Below are 21,419 nucleotides of genomic sequence, written 5' to 3'. Positions count from 1 at the left end.
GCCCTTTCCATATAAGGACTACCTTTTTTATAAAACTTTCTTAATGGTCGCATCGCAACCTATAACACGCATCACGATGCACAACGATCATGCAACTGCATTATTTCGCAGCAACTCTGTCAAACTCATCTGTGATTTCTTTGGACGGAGCCTTAGTCACAAGGCTGACGATCACGATCATCACCAGACTGAGCAGGAAACCAACTGCCAGGGAATAAAGTCCTGTATAGGTTCCCAGTGTCTGTCCTCCGACTAACGGAATATAGTCCCAGATAATAACGGTAAGTCCGCCAGTCACCATACCTGCAATGGCACCTGGAAGATTGGTTCTTCTCCAGAACAGGGACATTACCACGATCGGTCCAAATGCGGAACCAAGTCCTGCCCATGCATTGGAAACCAGTCCCATAATACTGCTGTCCGGATTCCATGCAATGACAAATGCGATCACTGCAATCACAATAACCGTGATGCGGCTTACTTTCAGAATTTCCTCTGTATCAGCATCCTTCTTGATAAAGCTCTGATACAGATCCTCAGACACTGCAGAAGCCGTTACCAGAAGCTGGGAATCCGCTGTGGACATGATCGCTGCAAGGATTCCGCAGAGGAACAGTCCACCGATAAAGGGAAGCGCAAGCTCTGAGGTAAACACCTTGCGGATCATCTCAATAAATACGCTCTCAGAAGAAGCAGCTCCGTTCTCCCCAAGAATAACAGGAAGCAGATAAGCTCTTCCGATCACAGCGATTGCAAATGCAGCTGTCAGGGAAAGAAGATCCCATACAATGGCAATCGCCCAGGATTTTTTCAGTTCCTTCTCGTTCTTAACTGCCATAAATCTTACCAGTACGTGGGGCATTCCACAGTATCCAAAGCCCCATGCCAGCTGGGAAAAGATCTCTATAAAGGTATATGGTCTGTCTCCATTCATAAACGGGTTCAGATAAGCACCTGCACCGCCGGTCACGCCGCTCTGGGAGATCAGGTCTGTAAGATTGCCTGGAAGCAGGAAATATGCCACCAGCGGAACTACAAGAAGTCCGATAAGCATCAGGGTTCCCTGTACAAAGTCTGTTACACAGACCGCCATAAAGCCGCCCATGAAGGTATAGCAAAGAATAACCGCAGCTCCAATGGCAAGTGCTATATGATAATCAAGTCCAAATACGGTATTGAACAGCTTACCGCCTGCTGCCAGCGCAGAAGCTGTATACACCAGGAAAAAGATTACGATTACCACTGATGAGATCAGAAGCAGGATCTTTTTCTTATCACGGTAGCGGTTCTCGAAAAATGCCGGGATGGTCATGGAATTGTTTGCTGCGATGGTGTATTTACGAAGTCTTCCGGAAATACAAACCCAGTTGAGAACAGTTCCGATAAAAAGTCCTACCGCGATCCAGATCTGTCCGGATCCAAAAGAATAAATGGCTCCGGGAAGACCCATCAGAAGCCATCCGCTCATATCAGAAGCCTGTGCAGAAAGGGCTGCCACCCATCCGTTCAGTCCTCGTCCTCCAAGGAAGTAATCCTCTGAGCTGGAGGTCTTTTTCATGTAAACCGCGCCGATGACGATCATCATGGCAAGGTAAAACACAAAAGCAATCAGAATTATCACTGTTGTACCACTCAATTTTTTCTCCTCCTCTGTTATAAAATCTGCCGTCCCCAAATCATCCGGACAGCAAAATAACATATTTCATACTTTACCACAGAAGAGTATGAAAGTGCAAGTGATATTATATATTTTTTTGAAAGTATGCGTTTTATAAACACAGAATATGAAACTACTTCTCTTTCCCTTTCAGATAAACATGTTTAATATACCACAAAGCCTTTTCTTCCCCCTTGTCATTGAGGATCCGAAGCAGCCCCTCTAGCTCTTTTTTTGTCTGGGGATGTACAAACCACAGCTTCGGCTTGCTTTTCAGAAAATATTCCAGCGGCTTATGATTGTCGTATGCGGCCCCAAGATACGTCCTGGAAGCACTGATCCTGTCCATCACCATCTCTGCCACATATCTACGAGGCATTTTCGCCCCCATGATCACATGCTCCGGATCATTTATGGAATAATCCACCCAATGCTCATAATGATGCTTATTGCGCCCTTTATGATGAAGCCAGGCGGTAGACACGCCAGTATCCTCACGTTCTGCGTTATTTGGACTTCTGTTCCCCTGATAATATTTGCAGCCCACCAGAAATTCCGATGGAGTATATTTGGAAAGGTCATGGAGAAGCCCCTGCTTGTAAAGTCCGATTCGGAAGCAATAGTGCATGACCATCAGCTTATGCTTTGTGATCGTTTTAAAGTGAAGCCATGGATGCATTGTCACCGGACCTCCTTTCCTTATTCTCAGCTTCTGTCACAGTATTGTCTGTAGCTGCAGTTTTCTTCGCTTTTGCGACTGGCAGTTTTTCATTCTTTTTTCCTTTGCCAGTATGTTTTCTTTCAGGCTCCGGTTTCTTCACACCCTGAAGTACAACCACTGTACGCGGTCCCACCTCCACGGCTCTTTCATAAACCTGGCCATTTTCCCCATAAAATCCGTCACAGGTCAGATCTCCGGTATCCATCACTTTCTTCCACTCCATCCCCTCTGGAAGATTGGGAAGCGCAATATTCCTGGTTTCCCAGTGAAAATTATAGCCTGTATAAAGGAAATCATCCTCGCTTCCGTCCGGCAGCTTTGCGTATGCCCCGCACAGCATCATGCCGATCATGCGGCTGGTATTTTCCATGTTGCAGAACCATGCACGTTCCCCATGAAAAGACATATCCGGGAATCCCTTGCCAAGGTAATCTGCTTCTTTCATGCTCTCACTCATATGAAGGACAGGATGAGCCTTCCGAAGTGCAACTGCCTTTTTTACAAAGGCGAGCATACTGGCATTTCTCCGCAGTCCCCGCCAGTCAATCCAGCCAATGGAATTGTCCTGACAGTAAGCATTGTTATTTCCCTCCTGGGAATTGCCGATCTCATCACCGCCATAGATCATGGGTACTCCCTGGGAAAACAGCAGCATGGCAAAAGCAGCACGCATCTGGCGCTCCCTCATCTGACGGATCCACTGCTTCCGGCTTGGTCCCTCAATGCCGCAATTCCAGGAATAATTATAGCTGCAGCCGTCATTATTGCCTTCCCCATTTGCCTCATTGTGCTTATAATTGTAGGAAACAAGGTCATTTAAAGTAAAACCGTCCTGGCAGGTGATATAATTGATCACTCCATGGTCATCCGGGTTATGACGGATGCGATACTGCACAGCCGGAACCATATCCTCATCGCTTTTCAGGAATCTGCGCATATCCTGCAAAAATCCCAGATTATATTCCGCAAAGCAGCGCTTTCCTGGTCTGCGGTTCTTATAAAGAGCAGCCGTATCCATTCCTTCTGCCATGATCTTCGTCCCTGCAAGCAGGCCGTCCTTCATGATCAGGTCAAGAGGTGCCCCTTCTCCCAGAATATGAAAGCCGTCCACATGATAATTCTGTTTCCAGAACTGCACTGCACGAAGTGCCATTAAAGGATTAACTTCTGCCGGAAAATACATTTCCATGATACAGCCAATCCCTGCTTTGTGAAAAGCCCTGATCATGTCACAAAATTCCCTGTGGGGATCCCGGGTAGCGCAATAAGCACTCTTTGGCGCGAAATAAAGACCATTTCCATATCCCCAGTAATTTACCTCGTCTTTTTTCCCCTTCTGGGAAACCAGACCGTCTGGCTCCTTTGGCGGAACCACCTCCATAAATTCATAGGCCGGCATAAGCTCTACTGTATTAATGCCAAGCTCCTGCCAGTATGGGATCATCTGTACCAGACCGGAAAAAGTGCCCCGAAGGCCTGCCGGCAGCTTAGCCTGCCTGGTATATCCACGGACATGTACTTTATAGAGGATCATATCTCCAAAGTCTGTTTCCGGTGCTTTCTCATCCCCCCAGTCATAACCATTGCCTGACCAGAAGCCGCATCGCACCTTGTGGGGATCCTCCTCCCACGCTGCCCCAAAGTGCTCTCTTCCGCTGATTCTGCTGGCACAGGGATCCAGATAGATTTCCCCGTTTATCTTAAAATTGTATTCCAGATTGGTTACATTTAATTTTTTCATAAAGACAGAAAAAATCCGTCCTGTACGATATTTTTCATCCAGAAGAAGCTCATAAAAGGGCTCTCTTCCCCTCTTCCTGTAAAGAAGCAGGTAAACCTCGGAATCCTCTTCCGCTTCCACTGCAAAATTATATCCATCTGCCATCTGGGTTACCCCAAGTAAAAGAGGATAACCGTATGTCACAACCACGCTCTTATTTCCCGGTATTGGCACTTTATAAGCCCTCCTGTCTTTGTCTGCTGTCTCGTCTGTAGCCATTTTTGTACACAGAGCACGTTTCCCAAAGGGAATCTGCATAATGCAATCTTTCTCATGAAATAAAATCATCCGATGATATCTGTTTATCCCCAGATCCTGCCATACAGGACTCCCTATGGTCTAAAATTTCAGATCCAGCTCTACAGGACAATGGTCGGACCCCATTATCTCGCTGTGAATCTTCGCATCCTCCAGATTCTCTTTCAAGGACGGAGAGGTGATGAAATAGTCAATTCTCCATCCGGCATTCTTCTCTCTTGCCTTAAATCGGTAAGACCACCAGGAGTAGGCACCCTCAAGCTCCGGATAAAAGTAACGGAATGTGTCAATAAATCCAGCTTCCAGAGTTCTGGTAAAGCAGGCTCTCTCTTCATCTGTGAAACCCGCGTTCATCCGATTGGTCTTAGGATTCTTCAGGTCAATTTCCTGATGTGCCACATTCATGTCTCCACAGCAGATCACAGGCTTTTTCTCCTGAAGCTTCAGAAGATAAGCCAGAAAATCTCTTTCCCATTCCATGCGGTATTCCAGTCTTCGAAGCTCTGACTGGGAATTGGGCGTATATACGGTAACCAGATAAAAATTGTCCATCTCTGCAGTGATCACACGTCCTTCTTTATCGTGTTCCTCTATTCCAAGTCCGTAGGTTACGGACAACGGTTCTTTTTTCGTAAAAACAGCTGTTCCGGAATATCCCTTGCGGTTCGCGTAATTCCAATATTGATAATAACCTGGAAGCTCCAGCTTCACCTGGTTCTCCTGACATTTGGTCTCCTGAAGACAGAAAATGTCTGCGTCCAGCTTCGCAAAGCTTTCTTCAAAGCCCTTGGTGATACAGGCACGGATTCCATTTACGTTCCATGATACAAGCTTCATGTTGTTCTCCAATCTGTAAAAATTTATATGATGCACAAAAATCCTTCTGTACATGATTTTGCCCATTTTTTCAAAGTTTCCAGTGAACTTCATTCGCCAAAAACCTCTCATAGGATATTGCCTGTGAATATTCAATATATTCTAACATTTTCTTCATTATAACACAGATTTCCCTATTCACAAAACCCTATTTTTCTGGTACAATCTAAATATTGTCCGGGCATACCGTTACCAGTGAAAATGAAGCTAAAGAAGTCCCGGTGTTACCTTGTTTTACAGCATGGACATGCTTTTTCACAGGTAACATATAAATACAATTTTTTTATAAAGTGAGGTATTTTTAATGAGTGATTCAGATATGACAAATTCTTGCAGCAGCTGTGGAAGCAGCTCATCCTGCGGCGGTTCCGACTGTTCCACATGCGGTGGATGCAGCACTGACGCAAACCAGCACAGCACTATTACTCTTACCATGGAGGATGATACTGAGGTAGAATGCGCCATCCTTACCATTTTCCCCGTAGATGCAAAGGAGTATATTGCGCTTCTTCCTCTTGACGAAGAGGGCCAGAATCATGACGGTGAAGTTTATCTGTATTCCTTCACCCGCACTGCAGAGGGTGCTCCCATGCTTTCCAATATTGAAAGCGACGAAGAGTACAATAAGGCTGCTATCGCATTTGACACTGTTTTACAGAATGCACGGGAAGCAGAAGCTGCCGGAGCGCCTTTAGAGTAATCTCTCCGGTGGTCTTTAAAGAAATTTCCTGCGGGAGCATCAGAGTAATCTTCCCGGTGGTCTTTAAAGAGATTTCCTGCGGGAGCCTGTTTGAAAAAGGCTTTCTGCAAAATTTGAAAAAAACTTAAGCACAATAAAAGCAGGTATCTGTGATTGATAAATTCATCACATTTACCTGCTTTTGTATTTCCCATAGAACTGCGAGGGCGCCGCAGCGGGTTACTTCGTCGTACTTCCAAACCCGCCATTTCTCACATCTGTCACATCATCATCTACGGTAATCCCGTACTCAACGAAGATTCCCTGCATAAAGCCTGTATCTGCCTTCAATTCTACCACTTTATTCTCATTGGTATCATTTGTCAGCTTGGCAAAAATATGGCCTTCATTGTCAGAATAAAAATAATCGCTGTCAATAATCCCCACCGTATTATTCAGCTGCAGACGGAATTTGAATCCCAGGCCGCTTCTTGGATAGCATTTCAGCACCCATTCCTGATCCATCTCCACACAGATCCCGGTCGGAATCTTGATGGTCTCGCCTGGCTTGATGGTAAAATCAGCTGGGGAAAAGAAATCATAGCCTGCGCTTCCGGCAGTAGCCCGTCTTGGAAGACGGATTCCCTCATAAATCTTCTCTGCCTCGTCAGCAGACACGCCTTCAAAAGCATCCATCCAGTCTGCCACAAAGCGCTCTTTACTTACTTTATGAAATTTTGCAATTCTCTTCATGTTTCCTCCTGTTTGTCCCGTGCAGACGCCTTTTCCAAAGCTCCGGCTCTGCAGCGGATATAAAGAATGCCGGGCACATCTGTCCGGCATCCCCCAAGCTGTCACTGTGCTTTTCCTACACAGTGACCTTGCATTTTATTCTTATTTTGCCTCTGCCGGAACATCCTTGATGCTGAAGCTCATTCTTCCCATCTTGTCTTTTCCAAGGCATACAACAGTCACTTTATCCCCAAGTGTAAGAACATCCTCTACACGGTTGATTCTCTCCTTGCAGATCTTGGAAATGTGAACCATTCCCTCTTTGCCAGGTGCGAACTCAACAAATGCGCCAAACTCCTTGATGCTTACAACCTGTCCGGTAAGGATCTGTCCCTGCTCGAAGTCAGAAGCAATGATCTCAACCATACGCTTTGCTTCCTGCATGTTCTTGTCATCTACGCCGCAGATAGATACAGCACCCTCATCTGTGATGTCGATCTTGACACCTGTGCGCTCAATGATGGTGTTGATGGTCTTACCTCTCTGGCCAACAACATCACCGATCTTCTGAGGATCGATCTGGATCTGGATGATCTTCGGAGCATATTTTCCAACAGTTGTACGAGGTGCAGGGATACATTTCTCAATAACTTCGTTAAGGATGTACTCTCTTGCTTCCTTGGTACGTCTGATTGCTTCTTCTACGATCTGTCTTGTAAGACCGTGGATCTTAATATCCATCTGAATCGCTGTGATACCGTCATGAGTTCCGGCTACCTTGAAGTCCATGTCGCCAAAGAAGTCCTCAAGTCCCTGGATATCAGTAAGAACGATATAATCATCATCTGTGTCACCTGTTACAAGACCACAAGAAATACCTGCAACTGGCTTCTTAATCGGTACACCGGCAGCCTCAAGAGACATGGTGGATGCACAGATACTTGCCTGGGAGGTAGATCCGTTTGACTCAAAAGTCTCGGATACAGTACGGATTGCATATGGGAATTCTTCTACGCTTGGAAGAACCGGTACAAGTGCTCTCTCAGCAAGTGCTCCATGACCGATCTCACGGCGTCCCGGTCCTCTGGATGGCTTGGTCTCACCTACAGAATAGGACGGGAAATTGTAGTGATGCATATATCTCTTGCTTGTCTCAAACTCGTCAAGTCCGTCAATTCTCTGTGCCTCTGCAAGAGGTGCCAGAGTAGTGATGGTACAGATCTGAGTCTGTCCACGGGTGAACATAGCGGAGCCATGTACTCTCGGGATGATGTCAACCTCTGCAGCCAGAGGACGGATCTGTGTGATCGCACGGCCGTCCGGACGTTTGTGATCTTTCAGGATCATCTTACGAACGGTCTTCTTCTGATACTGGTAAACAGCCTCACCAAGAACAGCAAGCCACTCCTCTTTCTCTGCGAAAGCTTCTTTCAGCTTGTCTGTGATCTCTGCAATATTGTTCTCTCTTGTCTGTTTGTCATCAGAGAATACGGCAACTTCCATTTCTTCCGGAGGAACGATCTCCTTGATAGCGTCAAACAGCTCCTGCGGAACTGCACAGGACTCATAGCTGTGTTTCTCTTTACCGCACTCAGCGATGATCTGATCGAAGAATCTGATGATCTCCTGGTTTACTTCATGTGCTTTATAAATAGCCTCGATCATCTGATCCTCCGGAACCTCGTTGGCACCAGCCTCGATCATGATAACTTTGTCTCTTGTGGAAGCTACTGTCAGCTGAAGATCAGAAATATCCTTCTGAGCCAGTGTAGGGTTCACAACATACTCTCCATTGATCAGGCCGATCTGTGTCGTTGCACATGGGCCATCAAATGGAATATCAGAAATACAGGTAGCAAGGGAAGAACCAAGCATAGCCGGGATCTCCGGGTTGCACTCCGGATCTACAGACATAACCATGTCTACCAGTGTTACATCGTTTCTGTAATCCTTCGGGAACAGAGGACGCATAGGTCTGTCGATAACACGGGAGGTAAGGATTGCGTGCTCGCTTGCCTTTCCCTCTCTCTTATTGAAACCGCCCGGAATCTTTCCTACGGCGTACATTTTCTCTTCATATTCAACGCTTAACGGGAAAAAATCGATTCCCTCTCTTGGCTCCTTGGATGCAGTTGCTGTAGCAAGTACAGTGGTATCACCATAATGCATAAGTGCTGCGCCATTGGCCTGTTTCGCAACACGTCCGATATCTACGGTAAGTGTTCTTCCAGCTAATTCCATGGAATAACTTTTGTACATGTCTTCTCTCCTTTTTCATATAAAATATTGATCTGAAGCCACCCTACACTTCTGCAGAAACTGTGAAAACCAGTTCTGACCAACGTATATTGCAGCTCTCTTTGCCTCTGTCACAACAGAAGTCCGAAACGACTGAAAAACACATTTGATATTGCTGTGAGTAGTTTATTTCAAATGTCCTTTTCAGAAGTCTCGGAAATCTTTATCTGTCAGGTTACCCTTACAGACAATAGTGCCTCTATTGTGACACTTGTCACTATCCACAAAAGCTCCGGTGCGGAGCTTGTCTGTGAACAATCATAGCTTTCCTTACATCTTAAAATAGGGCGGATGGATATCCGCCCCTTCCGCATACTAATTATTTTCTTAAACCTAATTTCTCAATCAGTGCACGGTATCTTTCGATGTCTGTTTTCTTTAAGTAAGCTAACAGTCCACGTCTCTGACCTACCATTTTCAGCAGACCACGTCTGGAATGATGATCCTTGTGGTTGTTCTGTAAATGCTCAGTAAGCTCCTGGATTCTTGCAGTAAGAACAGCTACCTGTACCTCTGGTGAACCAGTATCTCCCTCACATCTTGCATACTCTTTCATAATTGCTGTTTTCTTTTCTTTTGAAATCATCTTGATTTCCTCCTTATTATTCTTAATGGTCTCCCATGCAGGTATTCCTGTGGGGACGTAATCGCCGCATATTAAGAGACGGTCGGAGTGTCCAACCCCTGAATATGGGCTGTCTGATATGTGAACGCAAGGACTAAACCTGCTCACACCTTGCCTAGTATAGCATACCCGCCAAATTCTGTAAACTGTTTTTTTCGTTTTTCTTCCCGATATTATTTCTCAGTTTTCTCAAAATATCTCCGGCCATCCTCTGCATCCGCCAGAAGTCTGCTCTTCAGCGCCTCAAGAGAGGGAAATTTCCGTTCCGGCCTCAAAAACTTTTTGAAATCCACCCGGCATTCCTCTCCGTAGAGATCTTCCTTACAGTCAAAAAGATAGGTTTCCACCCCTATAAAGCTCTCACCAACCGTAGGCTTACAGCCAATGTTGGTAATTCCGTGGTATATCTTATCCCCGAAATAAGAGCTTGTCACATACACACCGTTTGGCGGCAGGATCTTGGTCCTGGGAGGCACGAGATTGGTAGTGGGAAGCAGAACCTTATGTCCCATTCCCCTGCCATGTACCACCTGGCCTTCCACAAAGTAATCCCTTCCCATAAGGGAAGTAACTTTCTCCATATTTCCTTTTTTCAGTTCTTCTCTGATATAGGTACTGCTGATCTTCCTGTGTCCATCCATTTCTTTGGAAAGGATTTCCACATCAAAGCCATACTTTTCTCCAAATTCCATAAGAAGCCGGGGCGTACCTTTCCGCTCAAAGCCAAACCGGTTGTCCTCTCCCACTACTACGTAGGATGCCCCAAGATCTCCCATAAGAATCTCTTTTATAAAATTCTCAGCCTTCATATGCCGGATCCTGTCATTTAACTGGCATTCTACCAGCACATCCACGCCAAGCTTTTCAAGAAGGGAAGCGCGCTCCTGGCTGGTAAGGATCATGTTGCTGGAAGCATCAATGGCAAAAAGAACAGCCTGTTCTCCAAGTGTCTTCCGCTCCCTGATCTTCTCAACCAGTTTCCTGTGGCCACGGTGGATCCCGTCAAATTTTCCCATTGTTACTGCACAGTTGGCAAGTTTTGGAAACTCACCCTCTATCTTCAGGTATTCCATAATCTCTCCTGTCAAACCAGTTTATGTCTGATTGGTGACTGTTCAGCACCTGCCAAATCGTCACTTTATTATTCAGAACATTTTCACCGGATAATATTTCTTCTTCCCTGCATCCCACTGAAAAATACCTGTAAAAGTTCCGTCACTGGCGTACATGCGCACCCAGCCCTCTTTGTGCTGGGGACTCACCAGATTGTCGGACAGCGGATTTCCGTTTGCCAGAAGCCTGTCCCCGTAAGAATCCGCATAAAGAGCTGGGTACTCAGCCAGAACTGCTTCTACCGGATCGATCATATCCTGGACGGTTCCATCAGCCACAGCAGCTTCCACCTGGGCAAGTGTATGACTCTCACAGAGAGAATACCGGCCCACCCTTGACCGGAGCAGTTCTTCCATACAGCCGCCACAGCCAAGCTTCTCGCCAATATCATGGCACAAGGTGCGGATATAGGTTCCTTTACTGCAGGTCACTCTTATTTTCACCAGCGGAAGATGAAATTCCAGAGGTTCAATCTCGTAGAAGCACACCGGCCTGGCTTTTCGCTCAACCGTTTTGCCCTCTCTTGCCAACTCGTAAAGTTTCTTTCCATTTACCTTCAGAGCAGAATACATAGGCGGAACCTGAAGCTGCTCCCCTACAAAGCTTTTCAGTACTTTTCGCACTTCATCCTCAGTCACATTCACTGGCCGCTCTTCCAGAACTGTTCCGGACATATCCTGGGTATCTGTGTCGATTCCCAGATGAAGCACTGCCTCATACGTTTTTTCCTTATCTGTAAGAAGATCCACCAGCTTGGTGCCTTTTCCAAGGGCTACCGGCAAAACACCGGTAGCATCCGGGTCAAGAGTACCTGTGTGCCCTATCTTTTTCATATGGAGAATTCCCCGAAGCTTGGCTACCACATCATGGGAGGTAAAGCCCTTTTCCTTGTGAATTACAATAATTCCCTGAAAATCTGCCATTACTTATCCTGTCCTAAAAGCTGTTTTTCGATCTGTTCTGAAATATTATTGATAACGTCATACATGGAGCCGGCCAGATCACAGCCTGCAGCTTTCACATGTCCGCCTCCTCCGAAATAGGAAGCAATCTTGCTTACATCTACAGAACCGTTGGAACGGAGTGATACCTTAAACACCTGGCTTTCATGCTCATAAATAAACATTGCCACTTCCACACCTTTCGTAAGACGGAGCTGGCTTACGATTCCATCCAGGTCTGACGGCTTTACACCATAGAAATCCATGTCTCTCAGCTTCATGTAGCCAACGATACATTTACCATCCAGAAGCATAATGCTCTCTGCCAGAACACGCCCCATGACCTGATTCTGGATGTAGCTCTTCTGATAGAAGGATTCGTCAATAATATTGGAAAAATCAACACCTTTTTCCATCAGGTCACCGGCAATGCGCATGGTGTCCGGAGATGTGGAGGAATACTGGAATACACCTGTATCGTGGATCATTCCGGTATAAATAGCAGTTGCAATATCCAGATCGATTTTTTCTTTGTCAAGAAGCTTATACAGAACCTCGCTGGCAGAGCTGATCTCACCATGTACGTGGTTCACATCTGCAAATCCCGGATTGCTCACATGATGGTCAATGCAGACGGTCTTTTTCGCAGAAGCGAAATAATCAGCCGCTACTGCCAGACGGTCAGGGGCGCTTACATCACAGGTCACAAAAAGATCATACTCTCTGGGCTCACCTGCTTCATAATGTACCTCATCCATGCATGCAATATGTCCGAATACCGGCTTCGGCTTCTCCAGATAGATATCTGCCTTGATTTCAGGATACCATTTCTTTATATACAGATAAAGTGCCATGCAGGAACCTACACAGTCACCATCTGGGCGAACATGTCCCCCAATTCCCATGGTCTTTACGCCATCCAGAATTTCTTCGATTCTCTCCATTCCCTTCACCTCGATTTTTACTCTTCGTCTTCAGTTTCTGCTGTATCCTGTTTTTCCCCGTCCTCACTCTCAGTGCCCTTCGAATGGTCGTGTTCGATCACATCATCGATAAGTCTGGACATATTTACGCCATATTCAATGGACTCATCCAGAATGAAGCGGATTTCCGGAGTGTTGCGAAGATTCAGGTTCTTCGCAAGCTGACGGCGGATATAGCCTTCTGCACTTTTCAGCCCTTTAATTGTGGACTGCTTGGATTCCTCGCTGCCAAGGACACTGATAAATGCCTTGCAGGTCTTAAGATCCGGTGCAACCTCCACAGCCATGACAGATGTCATGGGATGGATGCGGGGATCCTTGATCTCACCGCGGATAATGTTGCTCAGTTCTTTCTGAACTTCTGCATTGATCCTTGTATTTTTAATGCTGTTTTTTCTCATTTTTTGGTCTCCTATATGAGCGCAGGCTCTGACAACGAAAATTGGGGGCAATGAGCTTGCCCCCAACTGACACCTGCGATTACTACGCTCTAGCGCGGCACCTCAACCATAATATATGCTTCAACTTTATCTTCTTCTTTAACGTCATTGAAATCCTGGAATACAAGACCACACTCATAGCCTGCACGAACTTCTTTGACATCATCTTTAAATCTCTTAAGGGAAGCCAGCTCACCTTCGTAGATCTGCTCCTCGTCTCTGGTGATGCGTACCTTGCATCCTCTCTGGAAGGTACCGTCAAGCACATAGCTTCCTGCGATAGTACCGATACCGGAAGCCTTGAACAGCTGACGAACCTCTGCATGACCGATTACCTTCTCCTCAAATACCGGATCCAGCATACCCTTCATGGCAGCTTCCACGTCCTCAATTGCCTGGTAGATAACACGGTACAGACGAAGGTCAACGCCTTCCTGCTCTGCCAGCTGTTTCGCTGTGGTATCAGGACGAACGTTAAATCCGATGATGATCGCATTTGATGTAGCAGCAAGGCTGACATCAGACTCATTGACAGCACCAACGCCGCCATGGATCACTCTTACAACAACCTCCTCATTGGAAAGTTTTACAAGACTCTGTTTTACAGCCTCTACAGAACCCTGCACATCGGCTTTGACAATAATCGGGAGCTCCTTAAGGTCGCTTGCCTGAATCTGGTCAAACAGATTATCCAGGGAAAGTTTACCCTTAGTTTCCTCAAGAAGACGGTTCTTATTCTCGGAAACAAATGCTGCTGCAAAATTCTTAGCCTCTTTATCATTCTCAAAGGACATAAGAACCTCTCCGGCATTCGGAACATCGCCAAGACCAAGGATCTCTACAGGAGTAGACGGACCAGCCTGTTTTACACGGCGTCCCTTATCATCCATCATGGCACGTACTTTACCATTGCATGCTCCGGCTGCGATAAAATCTCCAACATGAAGAGTACCCTTCTGTACAAGGATCGTAGCAACCGGTCCTTTGCCTTTATCCAGCTGAGCCTCGATCACAAGACCTCTTGCTGCACGGTTCGGGTTTGCCTTCAGCTCAGAAACCTCTGCGGTTAAAAGGATCATTTCAAGAAGATCATCAATGCCCTCTCCTGTCTTGGCAGATACCGGAACGAACGGAGTTGTACCGCCCCAGTCCTCAGGAATCAGCTCATACTCGGAAAGCTCCTGTTTTACACGTTCAATGTTTGCACTTGGCTTATCGATCTTGTTGATGGCAACGATGATCTCAACACCAGCAGCCTTTGCATGGCTGATAGCTTCTACTGTCTGTGGCATAACACCATCATCAGCTGCAACTACAAGAACAGCGATATCTGTGGAGTTTGCTCCACGCATACGCATGGCAGTGAATGCCTCATGTCCCGGTGTATCAAGGAAAGTGATCTTCTGTCCGTTGATATCAACTACATAAGCACCGATATGCTGTGTGATTCCACCAGCCTCGCCTCTTGTTACGTTTGTCTTACGGATTGCATCCAGAAGAGAAGTTTTACCATGGTCAACGTGTCCCATTACACAGACTACCGGTGGTCTTGAAACCATTGTGGATTCGTCTTCCTCTTCCTCTTTCAGAAGCTCCTCAATTACATCTACTTTTTCTTCTTTTTCTGCAATAATGTCAAATCCAAGAGCAATCTCTTCTGCCTGCTCGAAATCGATCTCGTGGTTTACCGTTACCATCTGACCTTCCATGAACAGCTTCTTAACAATTGCAGATGGCTGCATCTTCATCGCTTCTGCAAGCTCGCGGATGGTAAGCTTCTCCGGAATTGTGATCTCCTTGATCTCCGGTTTCTTCTCTTCCTGTTTCTGCTGCGGAGCAGGTTTCTGAAGTGCTTTCGGGATTCTGGACATCTGGTTTCTGCCGCCCTGGTTTGGTCTGTGTCCGCCACCTGATGTCTTATCGAAATCTTTCTTTTTATTCTTGTTCTCTCTGTCACGCTCACGCTTGCTGTCCTTGGATGTCTTGGTCAGCTCTGGTGTAAAGATTGCGTCAGATCCGCCGCTTCTTCTTGCACCGCCGGAGCGCTGTCCACCCTGGTGGTTCTGTCCGCCAAAGCGTCCTTCACTACGGTTATCTCCGTCTTTTCCTCCGAAACGTCCCTGACCGCCCTGTGGTCTTCCCTGGCCAAATCTGCTGCCATTTCCGTTTCCATTTCTATTGTCTCTGTTGTCACCGCCCTGACGGAATCCACGTCCGTTTCCATCACCCTGGCGCGGTCCTCTGTTCTGGGAATCCCCCTGTCTTACAGGTCTTCCCTGACCATCATTATTTCTGTTTCCGCGGAATCCGCCCTGGCCGCCCTGTGGTCTTCCCTGGCCGAATCTGCCTCCGTTCCCATTTCTGTCACCACGATTGTTATCCCCGCGATTATTGTCGCGGCCTTCGCCTTGACGGAAATTACGGTTGCCCTGGCCATTTCCCTGACGCTGTTGGCCGTCGTTTCTGTTCTGCTGTGCAGCTGGTCTCTGGGATTCTGTCCTTGGAGCTTCTGCTTTTGGTGCAGTCTGAACCGGTTTTGCCGGCTCTGTCTTCGGTGCACTTACCGGTGCGCTCTTTGGTGCTGTCTCAGCTTTTGGTGCCTCAGCTTTTGGTGCTTCTGTCTTAGGAGCCTCAGCCTTCGGTGCACTTACCGGCTTCGGTGCTTCTGTCTTAGGAGCTTCTGTCTTCGGTGCTGCCTTTACAGGTGCCTCCGCTTTCGCTGCCGGCTGTGCCTGTGCTGCAGGACGTGTGCCCTGTGGACGTGCTTTTCTCTCTCCAACTGGTTTCTTTCTGTTCTTCCCGCCGTCACTTGCATTCTGTGCATGATATACGCGGATAATATTTTTTTTCTTCTTCGGTGCCTCTGCACCGTCGCCTTCTTTCTTTACTGACACTTTCTGCTCTTCTGTCTTAGGAGTCTCCAATGTTATTCCTTTCTCCTTTCCCGTATCTATAACTTTTTTCACTCTGTTTTTATTCTCTCTGTTTTGCTTATTTCTGTCTTTGGCAGGCTCATGTGACTTTATCACCATATGCCATTCTCCCTTCACCAGTACGAGCCAGGATACGCTTTCATAAGTCTTTCGCAGCTCGTATTATCAAAAATCATTTCCCGGGAACATTTAAAAGCATTCCCTGGAACGCTTTTTCCTCTTTGGTTCAGGTCGTTTTCTCAGACAACAGTGGTATGCTCTAAAGCTCCTTCCCCTCATCCTGCAACACCTTCATAATAGCTTCTGCAAAATTCCAGTCCTGTACAGCCAGGCTGGCACGGAATTCCTTGCCCATGGCATGCCCTAACGTTTCTTTATCTGAAAGGATATACAAGGGCACTTCGTAAAATTCACACATGTTCCGGAATTTCTTCTTGGTGTTATCAGAAGAATCTCCGGCTACGATTGCCAGATATCCTTTGCCGGTCTTAATGGATTTCTCAGTGGAAAACTCTCCGCTGACTGTCTTTCCGGCCTTTGTTGCAAGTCCGATCAGGGACAGTGCTTTATTATTCTTCAATACTATCAAACTCCTTCTCAAGGCTATCATAAACCTCATCCGGGATAGCTGCTTTCAAAGAACGCTCCAGTCCGTGATTTTTTCTGGCTTTCTCCAGACACTCACGGCTCTTGCAGATGTAGGCTCCGCGACCGTTTTTCCTGCCTGTAGCATCCAGAACGATCTCATCCTCTGCGGTTTTCAACACCCTGATCATTTCTTTTTTATTCTTCATTTCTCTGCAGCCAGTACACTGGCGCATGGGAATTTTATTCTTCGTCTTCATTCTCTACCGCATCCTCAGTCTCTTCAGACTCTTCACCGGCAGCTGTTTCTTCGCTATCCTGAGAAATTTCTTCTGTAGCGGACTCCTCAGACTCTTCGTACTCGTCATCCTCATAGTACTCATCGTCATCCTCGTCATAATCATAGAAGTCGCCGGACTCTCTTGCCTGGGTTTCACTCTTGATATCAATCTTAAATCCAGTCAGACGTGCTGCAAGGCGTGCATTCTGTCCTTCTTTGCCGATTGCAAGGGAAAGCTGGTAATCCGGAACCACAACAAGTGCAGTCTTCTCATCCGGATCTGCCATAACAGCGATTACCTTCGCCGGGCTTAATGCATTCTCGATCAGGATTGCAGGATTCTCATCCCAGTTGATGATATCAATCTTCTCACCGCGAAGCTCATTTACAATCGCACTTACACGGGCACCATTTACACCAACACATGCTCCAACCGGATCTACATCAGGATCGTTGCTCCATACTGCCAGCTTGGTACGGGAACCTGCCTCACGGGCAATGCTCTTGATCTCAACAGTTCCGTCCTTCACCTCAGCAACCTCAGACTCAAAGAGGCGTTTTACAAGGCCAGGATGTGTTCTGGAAACAAGGATACGAGGTCCCTTCGGTGTATCCTTTACCTCAAGAATATACACTTTGATTCTCTCAGTAGGCTTGAAGGTCTCGCCCTTCACCTGCTCATTCTCAGCAAGGATTGCATCTGCCTTACCAAGATTTACGCTTACATTATGTCCTACCACACGCTGTACAATGCCGGTAACAACTTCTTTCTCATTGCCGTGATACTGGTCAAACAGAACTTTACGCTCTTCCTCACGGATTTTCTGAAGGATTACATTCTTTGCATTCTGTGTTGCAATACGGCCAAATTTGTCAGAGTGAACCGGTACCTTCAGGATATCGCCAACCTCTGCATTGGTGTTCTGCTTCTGTGCTTCTACAAGAGAAACCTCTTCAGCAGGATCTTCTACGAATTCTACAACCTTGCGGTCTGCATATACACTGAAATCGCCTGTTTCTCTGTTAATGGTAACATGTACATTGTCAGCTTTTCCAAAATGATTCTTGTATGCCTGGATCAGGGACTGCTCAATGGCATCCAGCAAAGTTTCCTTGCTGATATTTTTCTCGCGTTCCAGTTCGTCCAGAGCACCCATTAACTCCTTGTTCATTTTTCTTATTTCCTCCTTTTTGCTTTCCAGCATAATCGCTTATTTCTTAAATCGGACATGTCGCCTACTGGCAGCATCTTCCTATATGAAAGTCAGCTGTTCCGCGCCTGTGGTACTCCCACAGCTGCCAGCCCGGACTTTCATGGTAACTTAAAAATCAATTGCCAGACGCACCAGTGCGATATCTTTCTTATCGAAAGTGCGTGGAGTTCCCTCCTCATCAATGGTCACACTGTTATTATCATATGCTGTCAGTTCACCACAAAATTCTTTCTGTTTCTCGATTGGCCGGTAGGTTCTGATTTCTACCAGTTTGCCAATGCTTCTGGCAAAATCTTTTTCTTTCTTCAGAGGTCTGTCAAGTCCCGGAGAGCTGATCTCCATGATGTAGCTGTCCTCGATGAAATCATCTTCGTCAAGCCTGTCGCTGAAAGCCCTGCTTACTGTCTCGCAGTCATTCACTGTGATTCCACCTGGTTTGTCAATGTAGCCGCGAAGATACCAGTTTCCTGCTTCCTTGACATATTCCACATCTACCAGTTCGAATCCATTGCTTTCTACGATCGGAGATAACAATGCTTCTGCTTTCTGTTCATACTCTTCTTTTCTGCTCATTTTTCCCACCTGCCTCTCTAGAGCCTTTTTCAAACACGCTCTAATCCGGTATTCGCGGTTATCACCTGCGAATGCCGCTCTGGTCCTTATCATCAAAAAGAGTGGGCTCACGCCCACTCCTTTGTCAACAAGTTCTGATTTCTTGTATTATTCTAACACCTTTAAATCCAAATTGCAAGGGCTTTTTCTTATAAATGCCCATTTTACAAGGTTTTAACCCATTTTGACAGTATTGTTAAGCTTGTTTCACCAGCAACAGCTTTTACTCTCAGCTCTTTTGAGCTTCCGCTACACAACCTGTATAACAGCCTTTTCTTCATAATCTGCTGCTTAGATTCTGGGCTTCATACCCTTGGTATCACGTTTGGCCAGCTTTACCTTGTTCAATGCATACGGCTTGTCGTGATACTGAATGGTGTACTCCTGTCTCGGTTCCACCAGATAGGCATGCTCAAGAACATCCCCGTCCCCCAGCTTCATTCCTCTTACACCAACAGAGGTCTTCTTCATAGTAGAAACATCCGTTTTCAGGATACGGAGAAAATAGCCATTCTGACTCTGGAACACCACCTGTTCCATTTCATCTGCAGGACCTACAAATATCAGCTGATCCTCTTCTCCCAGCTTGGTAGATGCAATCGTTCTCTTTGCCACATCGAATTCCTCACCTGCGACAAGCTTGCACATGGAGGTCTTAGTCACGAACAACAGGGTGGATAATTTCACCTGTCCTACAGGTGCCACATAAAGGATCTGCTCTTGGCTGCTGTCGTAGTTACTCAGGTTATCAGCCGGAGTTCCCTTGTCACGGAAGCGCACCAGCGGAATGTCTGCCACTTTGATGGAATGCATGCGTCCCATATCTGTGAAAATGCAGATCTTGTCTGTATTCATACAGGTAAAAATAAATTTATTCTCTGCATGGGCAGCCTCTTTGTTTCTCTCATAAGCATTCTTATCAATAAGGCGCATATAGCCGAAGCGGTCCATAAGGAAGCAGACCTCTGTCTCTTCCATCTTCTTTTCTTCGTAAACTGCCTCTTCTGCGTTCTCGATCACAGTTCTTCTCTTGGTGCTGTATTCTTTTTTGATTCCGTCAAGTTCTTCAATAATTACTTCACACATGGAATCATAGTTGTTCAGAATATCTTCATAAGAAGCAATATTTTTCATAGTCTGGTCATACTCTGCCTGAAGTGCCTCAATTTCTAGTCCGATCAGACGATACAGACGCATTTCCAGAATGGCTGTAGCCTGATTCTCCGTAAATTTCAGATTCTTTGCAGCTTTCTCACTGGCTTTTGACTTGAATCTGATTCCCTCTGTGATACCCTCTACCAGACACTTTTTAACCTGGTCACGGCTCTTGCTGCCTCGAAGGATCTCAATGATCAGATCGATTACATCACAGGCTTTGATAAGGCCTTCCTGAATTTCCTTTTTCTCAAGCTCTTTTCCCAGAAGAGTCTTGTACTTGCGGGTAGTTACTTCGAACACAAAATCCACATGGTGCTCAATCACCTGCTTCAGGCTTAAGGTTTCCGGACGTCCGTCTGCAACAGCCAGCATATTGACTCCGAAGGTGTCTTCCAGTCTGGTTTTCTTGTAGAGCATGTTGGTGAGATTCTCTACATCTGCATCCTTTTTCAGTTCCAGTACAATACGGATTCCTTCCTTGGAGGACTGGTTGGAAATATCCACAATATCTGTGGTTTTCTTGGTTTCTACAAGGGAGGCTACGTCGTTAAGGAATTTTCCAATATTGGCACCGATCATGGTGTACGGAATCTCGGTGATCACCAGCTGCTGGCGACCGCCTTTTACTTTTTCCACTTCCACTTTACCGCGGAGACGGAGCTTGCCGCTTCCGGTCTCATAAATATTCAGAAGATCATCTTTATTTACAACCAGACCGCCTGTAGGGAAATCCGGTCCTTTCAGATAACGCATCAGGCCTTTCACACTGATGTCGTTGTTCTTTATATAAGCCTTCACTGCATCCACAACCTCCCCAAGGTTATGAGGCGGAATGCTGGTGGCCATACCTACGGCGATACCATCTGCACCGTTTACCAGAAGGTTGGGAATCTTCACCGGAAGCACCTGAGGCTCCTTCTCTGTCTCGTCGAAGTTTGGCATAAAGTCCACTACATTTTTGTCAAGGTCTGCCAGAAAAACCTCCTGGGTCAGTTTCTCCAGTCTTGCCTCTGTATATCGCATGGCAGCGGCACCGTCTCCCTCAATGGAGCCGAAGTTTCCATGACCGTCTACCAGGATTTTGCCCTTCTTGAAATCCTGCGCCATTACAACCAGTGCTTCATAAATAGAGCTGTCCCCGTGAGGGTGATATTTACCCATGGTATCTCCAACGATACGGGCGCACTTACGATATGGACGGTCGTAACGGATCCCAAGCTCGTACATATCATACAGGGTTCTTCGCTGTACCGGCTTCAGGCCATCGCGGACATCCGGAAGTGCCCTGGAAATGATAACGCTCATGGCATAATCTATATAGGATTTTTGCATCACGTCCGCATAGTCCGTGGCAATTACATTCTCCTGCTTTGTTTCCATAATCTGTTTTCCTTTCAAACACACTCTGGAGCCTGTTTAAAAAATCATTCCTGCAATCTCCCACAAATTGTAACGCACATCTTGCAGAAAGCATTTTTCAAACACACTCCAAGCTAAAATCTGAGGTTCTCCTCTTGCAAAATACTCTTCTATA

18 protein-coding genes and 1 pseudogene are annotated in these 21,419 nt (G+C 46.3%); 2 read left to right on the top strand and 17 right to left on the bottom strand.

The window, feature by feature from the left end:
• Nucleotides 1-100: 100 nt before the first annotated feature.
• The 4 genes from putP to AB5170_RS02205 form a co-directional block, all read right to left on the bottom strand.
• A complete protein-coding gene (putP, locus tag AB5170_RS02220; protein WP_368361398.1) occupies nucleotides 101-1,636 on the bottom strand; it encodes a sodium/proline symporter PutP in 1,536 nt (511 codons plus the stop codon).
• Nucleotides 1,637-1,790: 154 nt separating this feature from the next.
• Nucleotides 1,791-2,336 carry a DUF5662 family protein gene (locus AB5170_RS02215; RefSeq protein WP_173771812.1) on the bottom strand — a complete coding sequence of 182 codons (546 nt, stop codon included), beginning with the start codon at nucleotides 2,334-2,336 and terminating at the stop codon, nucleotides 1,791-1,793.
• On the bottom strand, nucleotides 2,314-4,446 hold the full coding sequence (locus AB5170_RS02210; protein ID WP_173771814.1) for a Type II secretory pathway, pullulanase PulA and related glycosidase: 2,133 nt from the start codon (nucleotides 4,444-4,446) through the stop codon (nucleotides 2,314-2,316). Before AB5170_RS02210 ends, AB5170_RS02215 begins: the two co-directional genes overlap by 23 nt.
• A 51-nt stretch (nucleotides 4,447-4,497) precedes the next feature.
• A complete protein-coding gene (locus AB5170_RS02205; protein ID WP_173771815.1) occupies nucleotides 4,498-5,253 on the bottom strand; it encodes an exodeoxyribonuclease III in 756 nt (251 codons plus the stop codon).
• A 343-nt stretch (nucleotides 5,254-5,596) separates the two neighbouring features.
• Between AB5170_RS02205 and AB5170_RS02200 the strand changes: the two genes are divergently transcribed.
• Complete coding sequence (locus AB5170_RS02200; protein WP_173771818.1) at nucleotides 5,597-5,992, top strand: DUF1292 domain-containing protein; 396 nt, start codon at nucleotides 5,597-5,599, stop codon at nucleotides 5,990-5,992.
• Between the two features lie 219 nt (nucleotides 5,993-6,211).
• On the opposite strand, the gene AB5170_RS02195 is transcribed toward AB5170_RS02200, so the two are convergent.
• The 13 genes from AB5170_RS02195 to AB5170_RS02135 all read right to left on the bottom strand — a co-directional run bounded on the left by AB5170_RS02195 (nucleotide 6,212) and on the right by AB5170_RS02135 (nucleotide 21,265).
• Entirely contained in the window at nucleotides 6,212-6,724 is a 513-nt protein-coding gene (locus AB5170_RS02195) for a deoxyuridine 5'-triphosphate nucleotidohydrolase (protein WP_148462341.1), read from the bottom strand.
• Nucleotides 6,725-6,865: 141 nt separating this feature from the next.
• Nucleotides 6,866-8,962 carry a polyribonucleotide nucleotidyltransferase gene (locus AB5170_RS02190; protein ID WP_148462345.1) on the bottom strand — a complete coding sequence of 699 codons (2,097 nt, stop codon included), beginning with the start codon at nucleotides 8,960-8,962 and terminating at the stop codon, nucleotides 6,866-6,868.
• 358 nt (nucleotides 8,963-9,320) lie between these two features.
• The gene (rpsO, locus tag AB5170_RS02185) at nucleotides 9,321-9,587 is read right to left on the bottom strand and encodes a 30S ribosomal protein S15 (protein ID WP_148462347.1); all 267 of its coding nucleotides are present in this window, start codon (nucleotides 9,585-9,587) and stop codon (nucleotides 9,321-9,323) included.
• Between the two features lie 212 nt (nucleotides 9,588-9,799).
• Nucleotides 9,800-10,699, bottom strand: coding sequence for a bifunctional riboflavin kinase/FAD synthetase (locus tag AB5170_RS02180; RefSeq protein ID WP_173771820.1), 900 nt, complete (start codon nucleotides 10,697-10,699; stop codon nucleotides 9,800-9,802).
• A gap of 72 nt (nucleotides 10,700-10,771) precedes the next feature.
• Nucleotides 10,772-11,662 (bottom strand): tRNA pseudouridine(55) synthase TruB, encoded by an 891-nt coding sequence (gene truB / locus AB5170_RS02175; protein ID WP_173771822.1) that lies wholly within the window; start codon nucleotides 11,660-11,662, stop codon nucleotides 10,772-10,774.
• Nucleotides 11,662-12,624, bottom strand: a complete 963-nt coding sequence (locus AB5170_RS02170) for a bifunctional oligoribonuclease/PAP phosphatase NrnA (RefSeq protein ID WP_173771824.1) — start codon at nucleotides 12,622-12,624, stop codon at nucleotides 11,662-11,664. Before AB5170_RS02170 ends, truB begins: the two co-directional genes overlap by 1 nt.
• A gap of 17 nt (nucleotides 12,625-12,641) precedes the next feature.
• Entirely contained in the window at nucleotides 12,642-13,064 is a 423-nt protein-coding gene (gene rbfA, locus AB5170_RS02165; protein WP_118578680.1) for a 30S ribosome-binding factor RbfA, read from the bottom strand.
• Between the two features lie 89 nt (nucleotides 13,065-13,153).
• Complete coding sequence (gene infB, locus AB5170_RS02160) at nucleotides 13,154-16,135, bottom strand: translation initiation factor IF-2 (protein WP_173771826.1); 2,982 nt, start codon at nucleotides 16,133-16,135, stop codon at nucleotides 13,154-13,156.
• Nucleotides 16,136-16,295: 160 nt separating this feature from the next.
• Nucleotides 16,296-16,616, bottom strand: coding sequence for a ribosomal L7Ae/L30e/S12e/Gadd45 family protein (locus tag AB5170_RS02155; protein ID WP_148462358.1), 321 nt, complete (start codon nucleotides 16,614-16,616; stop codon nucleotides 16,296-16,298).
• Complete coding sequence (locus tag AB5170_RS02150; protein WP_148462361.1) at nucleotides 16,606-16,881, bottom strand: RNase P modulator RnpM; 276 nt, start codon at nucleotides 16,879-16,881, stop codon at nucleotides 16,606-16,608. Before AB5170_RS02150 ends, AB5170_RS02155 begins: the two co-directional genes overlap by 11 nt.
• Entirely contained in the window at nucleotides 16,865-18,073 is a 1,209-nt protein-coding gene (gene nusA / locus AB5170_RS02145) for a transcription termination factor NusA (RefSeq protein ID WP_148462362.1), read from the bottom strand. The genes AB5170_RS02150 and nusA overlap by 17 nt, the downstream gene beginning before the upstream one ends.
• Nucleotides 18,074-18,223: 150 nt before the next feature.
• On the bottom strand, nucleotides 18,224-18,688 hold the full coding sequence (gene rimP, locus AB5170_RS02140) for a ribosome maturation factor RimP (RefSeq protein WP_118578686.1): 465 nt from the start codon (nucleotides 18,686-18,688) through the stop codon (nucleotides 18,224-18,226).
• A 330-nt stretch (nucleotides 18,689-19,018) separates the two neighbouring features.
• Nucleotides 19,019-21,265, bottom strand: coding sequence for a DNA topoisomerase (ATP-hydrolyzing) subunit A (locus tag AB5170_RS02135; RefSeq protein WP_148462364.1), 2,247 nt, complete (start codon nucleotides 21,263-21,265; stop codon nucleotides 19,019-19,021).
• 32 nt (nucleotides 21,266-21,297) lie between these two features.
• On the opposite strand from AB5170_RS02135, the pseudogene AB5170_RS02130 reads away from it, so the two are divergent.
• Nucleotides 21,298-21,378 (top strand): annotated as a pseudogene (locus AB5170_RS02130) (DUF6783 domain-containing protein); the annotation flags it as partial.
• Between the last annotated feature and the right edge of the window lie 41 nt (nucleotides 21,379-21,419).

It is taken from the genome of Ruminococcus sp. RTP21484sp1_RTP21281st1_A8_RTP21281_210402 (genome assembly GCF_040914025.1).
Classification (GTDB): Bacteria; Bacillota; Clostridia; order Lachnospirales; family Lachnospiraceae; genus Blautia_A; species Blautia_A faecis.
Note: the sequence above shows the minus strand (reverse complement) of the source record. Positions and strands in the feature narration are given on the sequence as shown.

Excerpts from the sequence above, each read along its gene's own strand:
- rpsO (WP_148462347.1), bottom strand. The coding sequence starts at position 9,587 with ATGATTTCAAAAGAAAAGAAAACAGCAATTATGAAAGAGTATGCAAGA.
- AB5170_RS02180 (WP_173771820.1), bottom strand. The coding sequence starts at position 10,699 with ATGGAATACCTGAAGATAGAGGGTGAGTTTCCAAAACTTGCCAACTGT.
- AB5170_RS02210 (WP_173771814.1), bottom strand. The coding sequence starts at position 4,446 with ATGATTTTATTTCATGAGAAAGATTGCATTATGCAGATTCCCTTTGGG.
- AB5170_RS02135 (WP_148462364.1), bottom strand. The coding sequence starts at position 21,265 with ATGGAAACAAAGCAGGAGAATGTAATTGCCACGGACTATGCGGACGTG.
- rimP (WP_118578686.1), bottom strand. The coding sequence starts at position 18,688 with ATGAGCAGAAAAGAAGAGTATGAACAGAAAGCAGAAGCATTGTTATCT.
- infB (WP_173771826.1), bottom strand. The coding sequence starts at position 16,135 with ATGGTGATAAAGTCACATGAGCCTGCCAAAGACAGAAATAAGCAAAAC.
- nusA (WP_148462362.1), bottom strand. The coding sequence starts at position 18,073 with ATGAACAAGGAGTTAATGGGTGCTCTGGACGAACTGGAACGCGAGAAA.
- AB5170_RS02190 (WP_148462345.1), bottom strand. The coding sequence starts at position 8,962 with ATGTACAAAAGTTATTCCATGGAATTAGCTGGAAGAACACTTACCGTA.
- AB5170_RS02170 (WP_173771824.1), bottom strand. The coding sequence starts at position 12,624 with ATGGAGAGAATCGAAGAAATTCTGGATGGCGTAAAGACCATGGGAATT.
- truB (WP_173771822.1), bottom strand. The coding sequence starts at position 11,662 with ATGGCAGATTTTCAGGGAATTATTGTAATTCACAAGGAAAAGGGCTTT.
- AB5170_RS02215 (WP_173771812.1), bottom strand. The coding sequence starts at position 2,336 with ATGCATCCATGGCTTCACTTTAAAACGATCACAAAGCATAAGCTGATG.
- rbfA (WP_118578680.1), bottom strand. The coding sequence starts at position 13,064 with ATGAGAAAAAACAGCATTAAAAATACAAGGATCAATGCAGAAGTTCAG.
- AB5170_RS02150 (WP_148462361.1), bottom strand. The coding sequence starts at position 16,881 with ATGAAGACGAAGAATAAAATTCCCATGCGCCAGTGTACTGGCTGCAGA.
- AB5170_RS02200 (WP_173771818.1), top strand. The coding sequence starts at position 5,597 with ATGAGTGATTCAGATATGACAAATTCTTGCAGCAGCTGTGGAAGCAGC.
- AB5170_RS02195 (WP_148462341.1), bottom strand. The coding sequence starts at position 6,724 with ATGAAGAGAATTGCAAAATTTCATAAAGTAAGTAAAGAGCGCTTTGTG.
- AB5170_RS02205 (WP_173771815.1), bottom strand. The coding sequence starts at position 5,253 with ATGAAGCTTGTATCATGGAACGTAAATGGAATCCGTGCCTGTATCACC.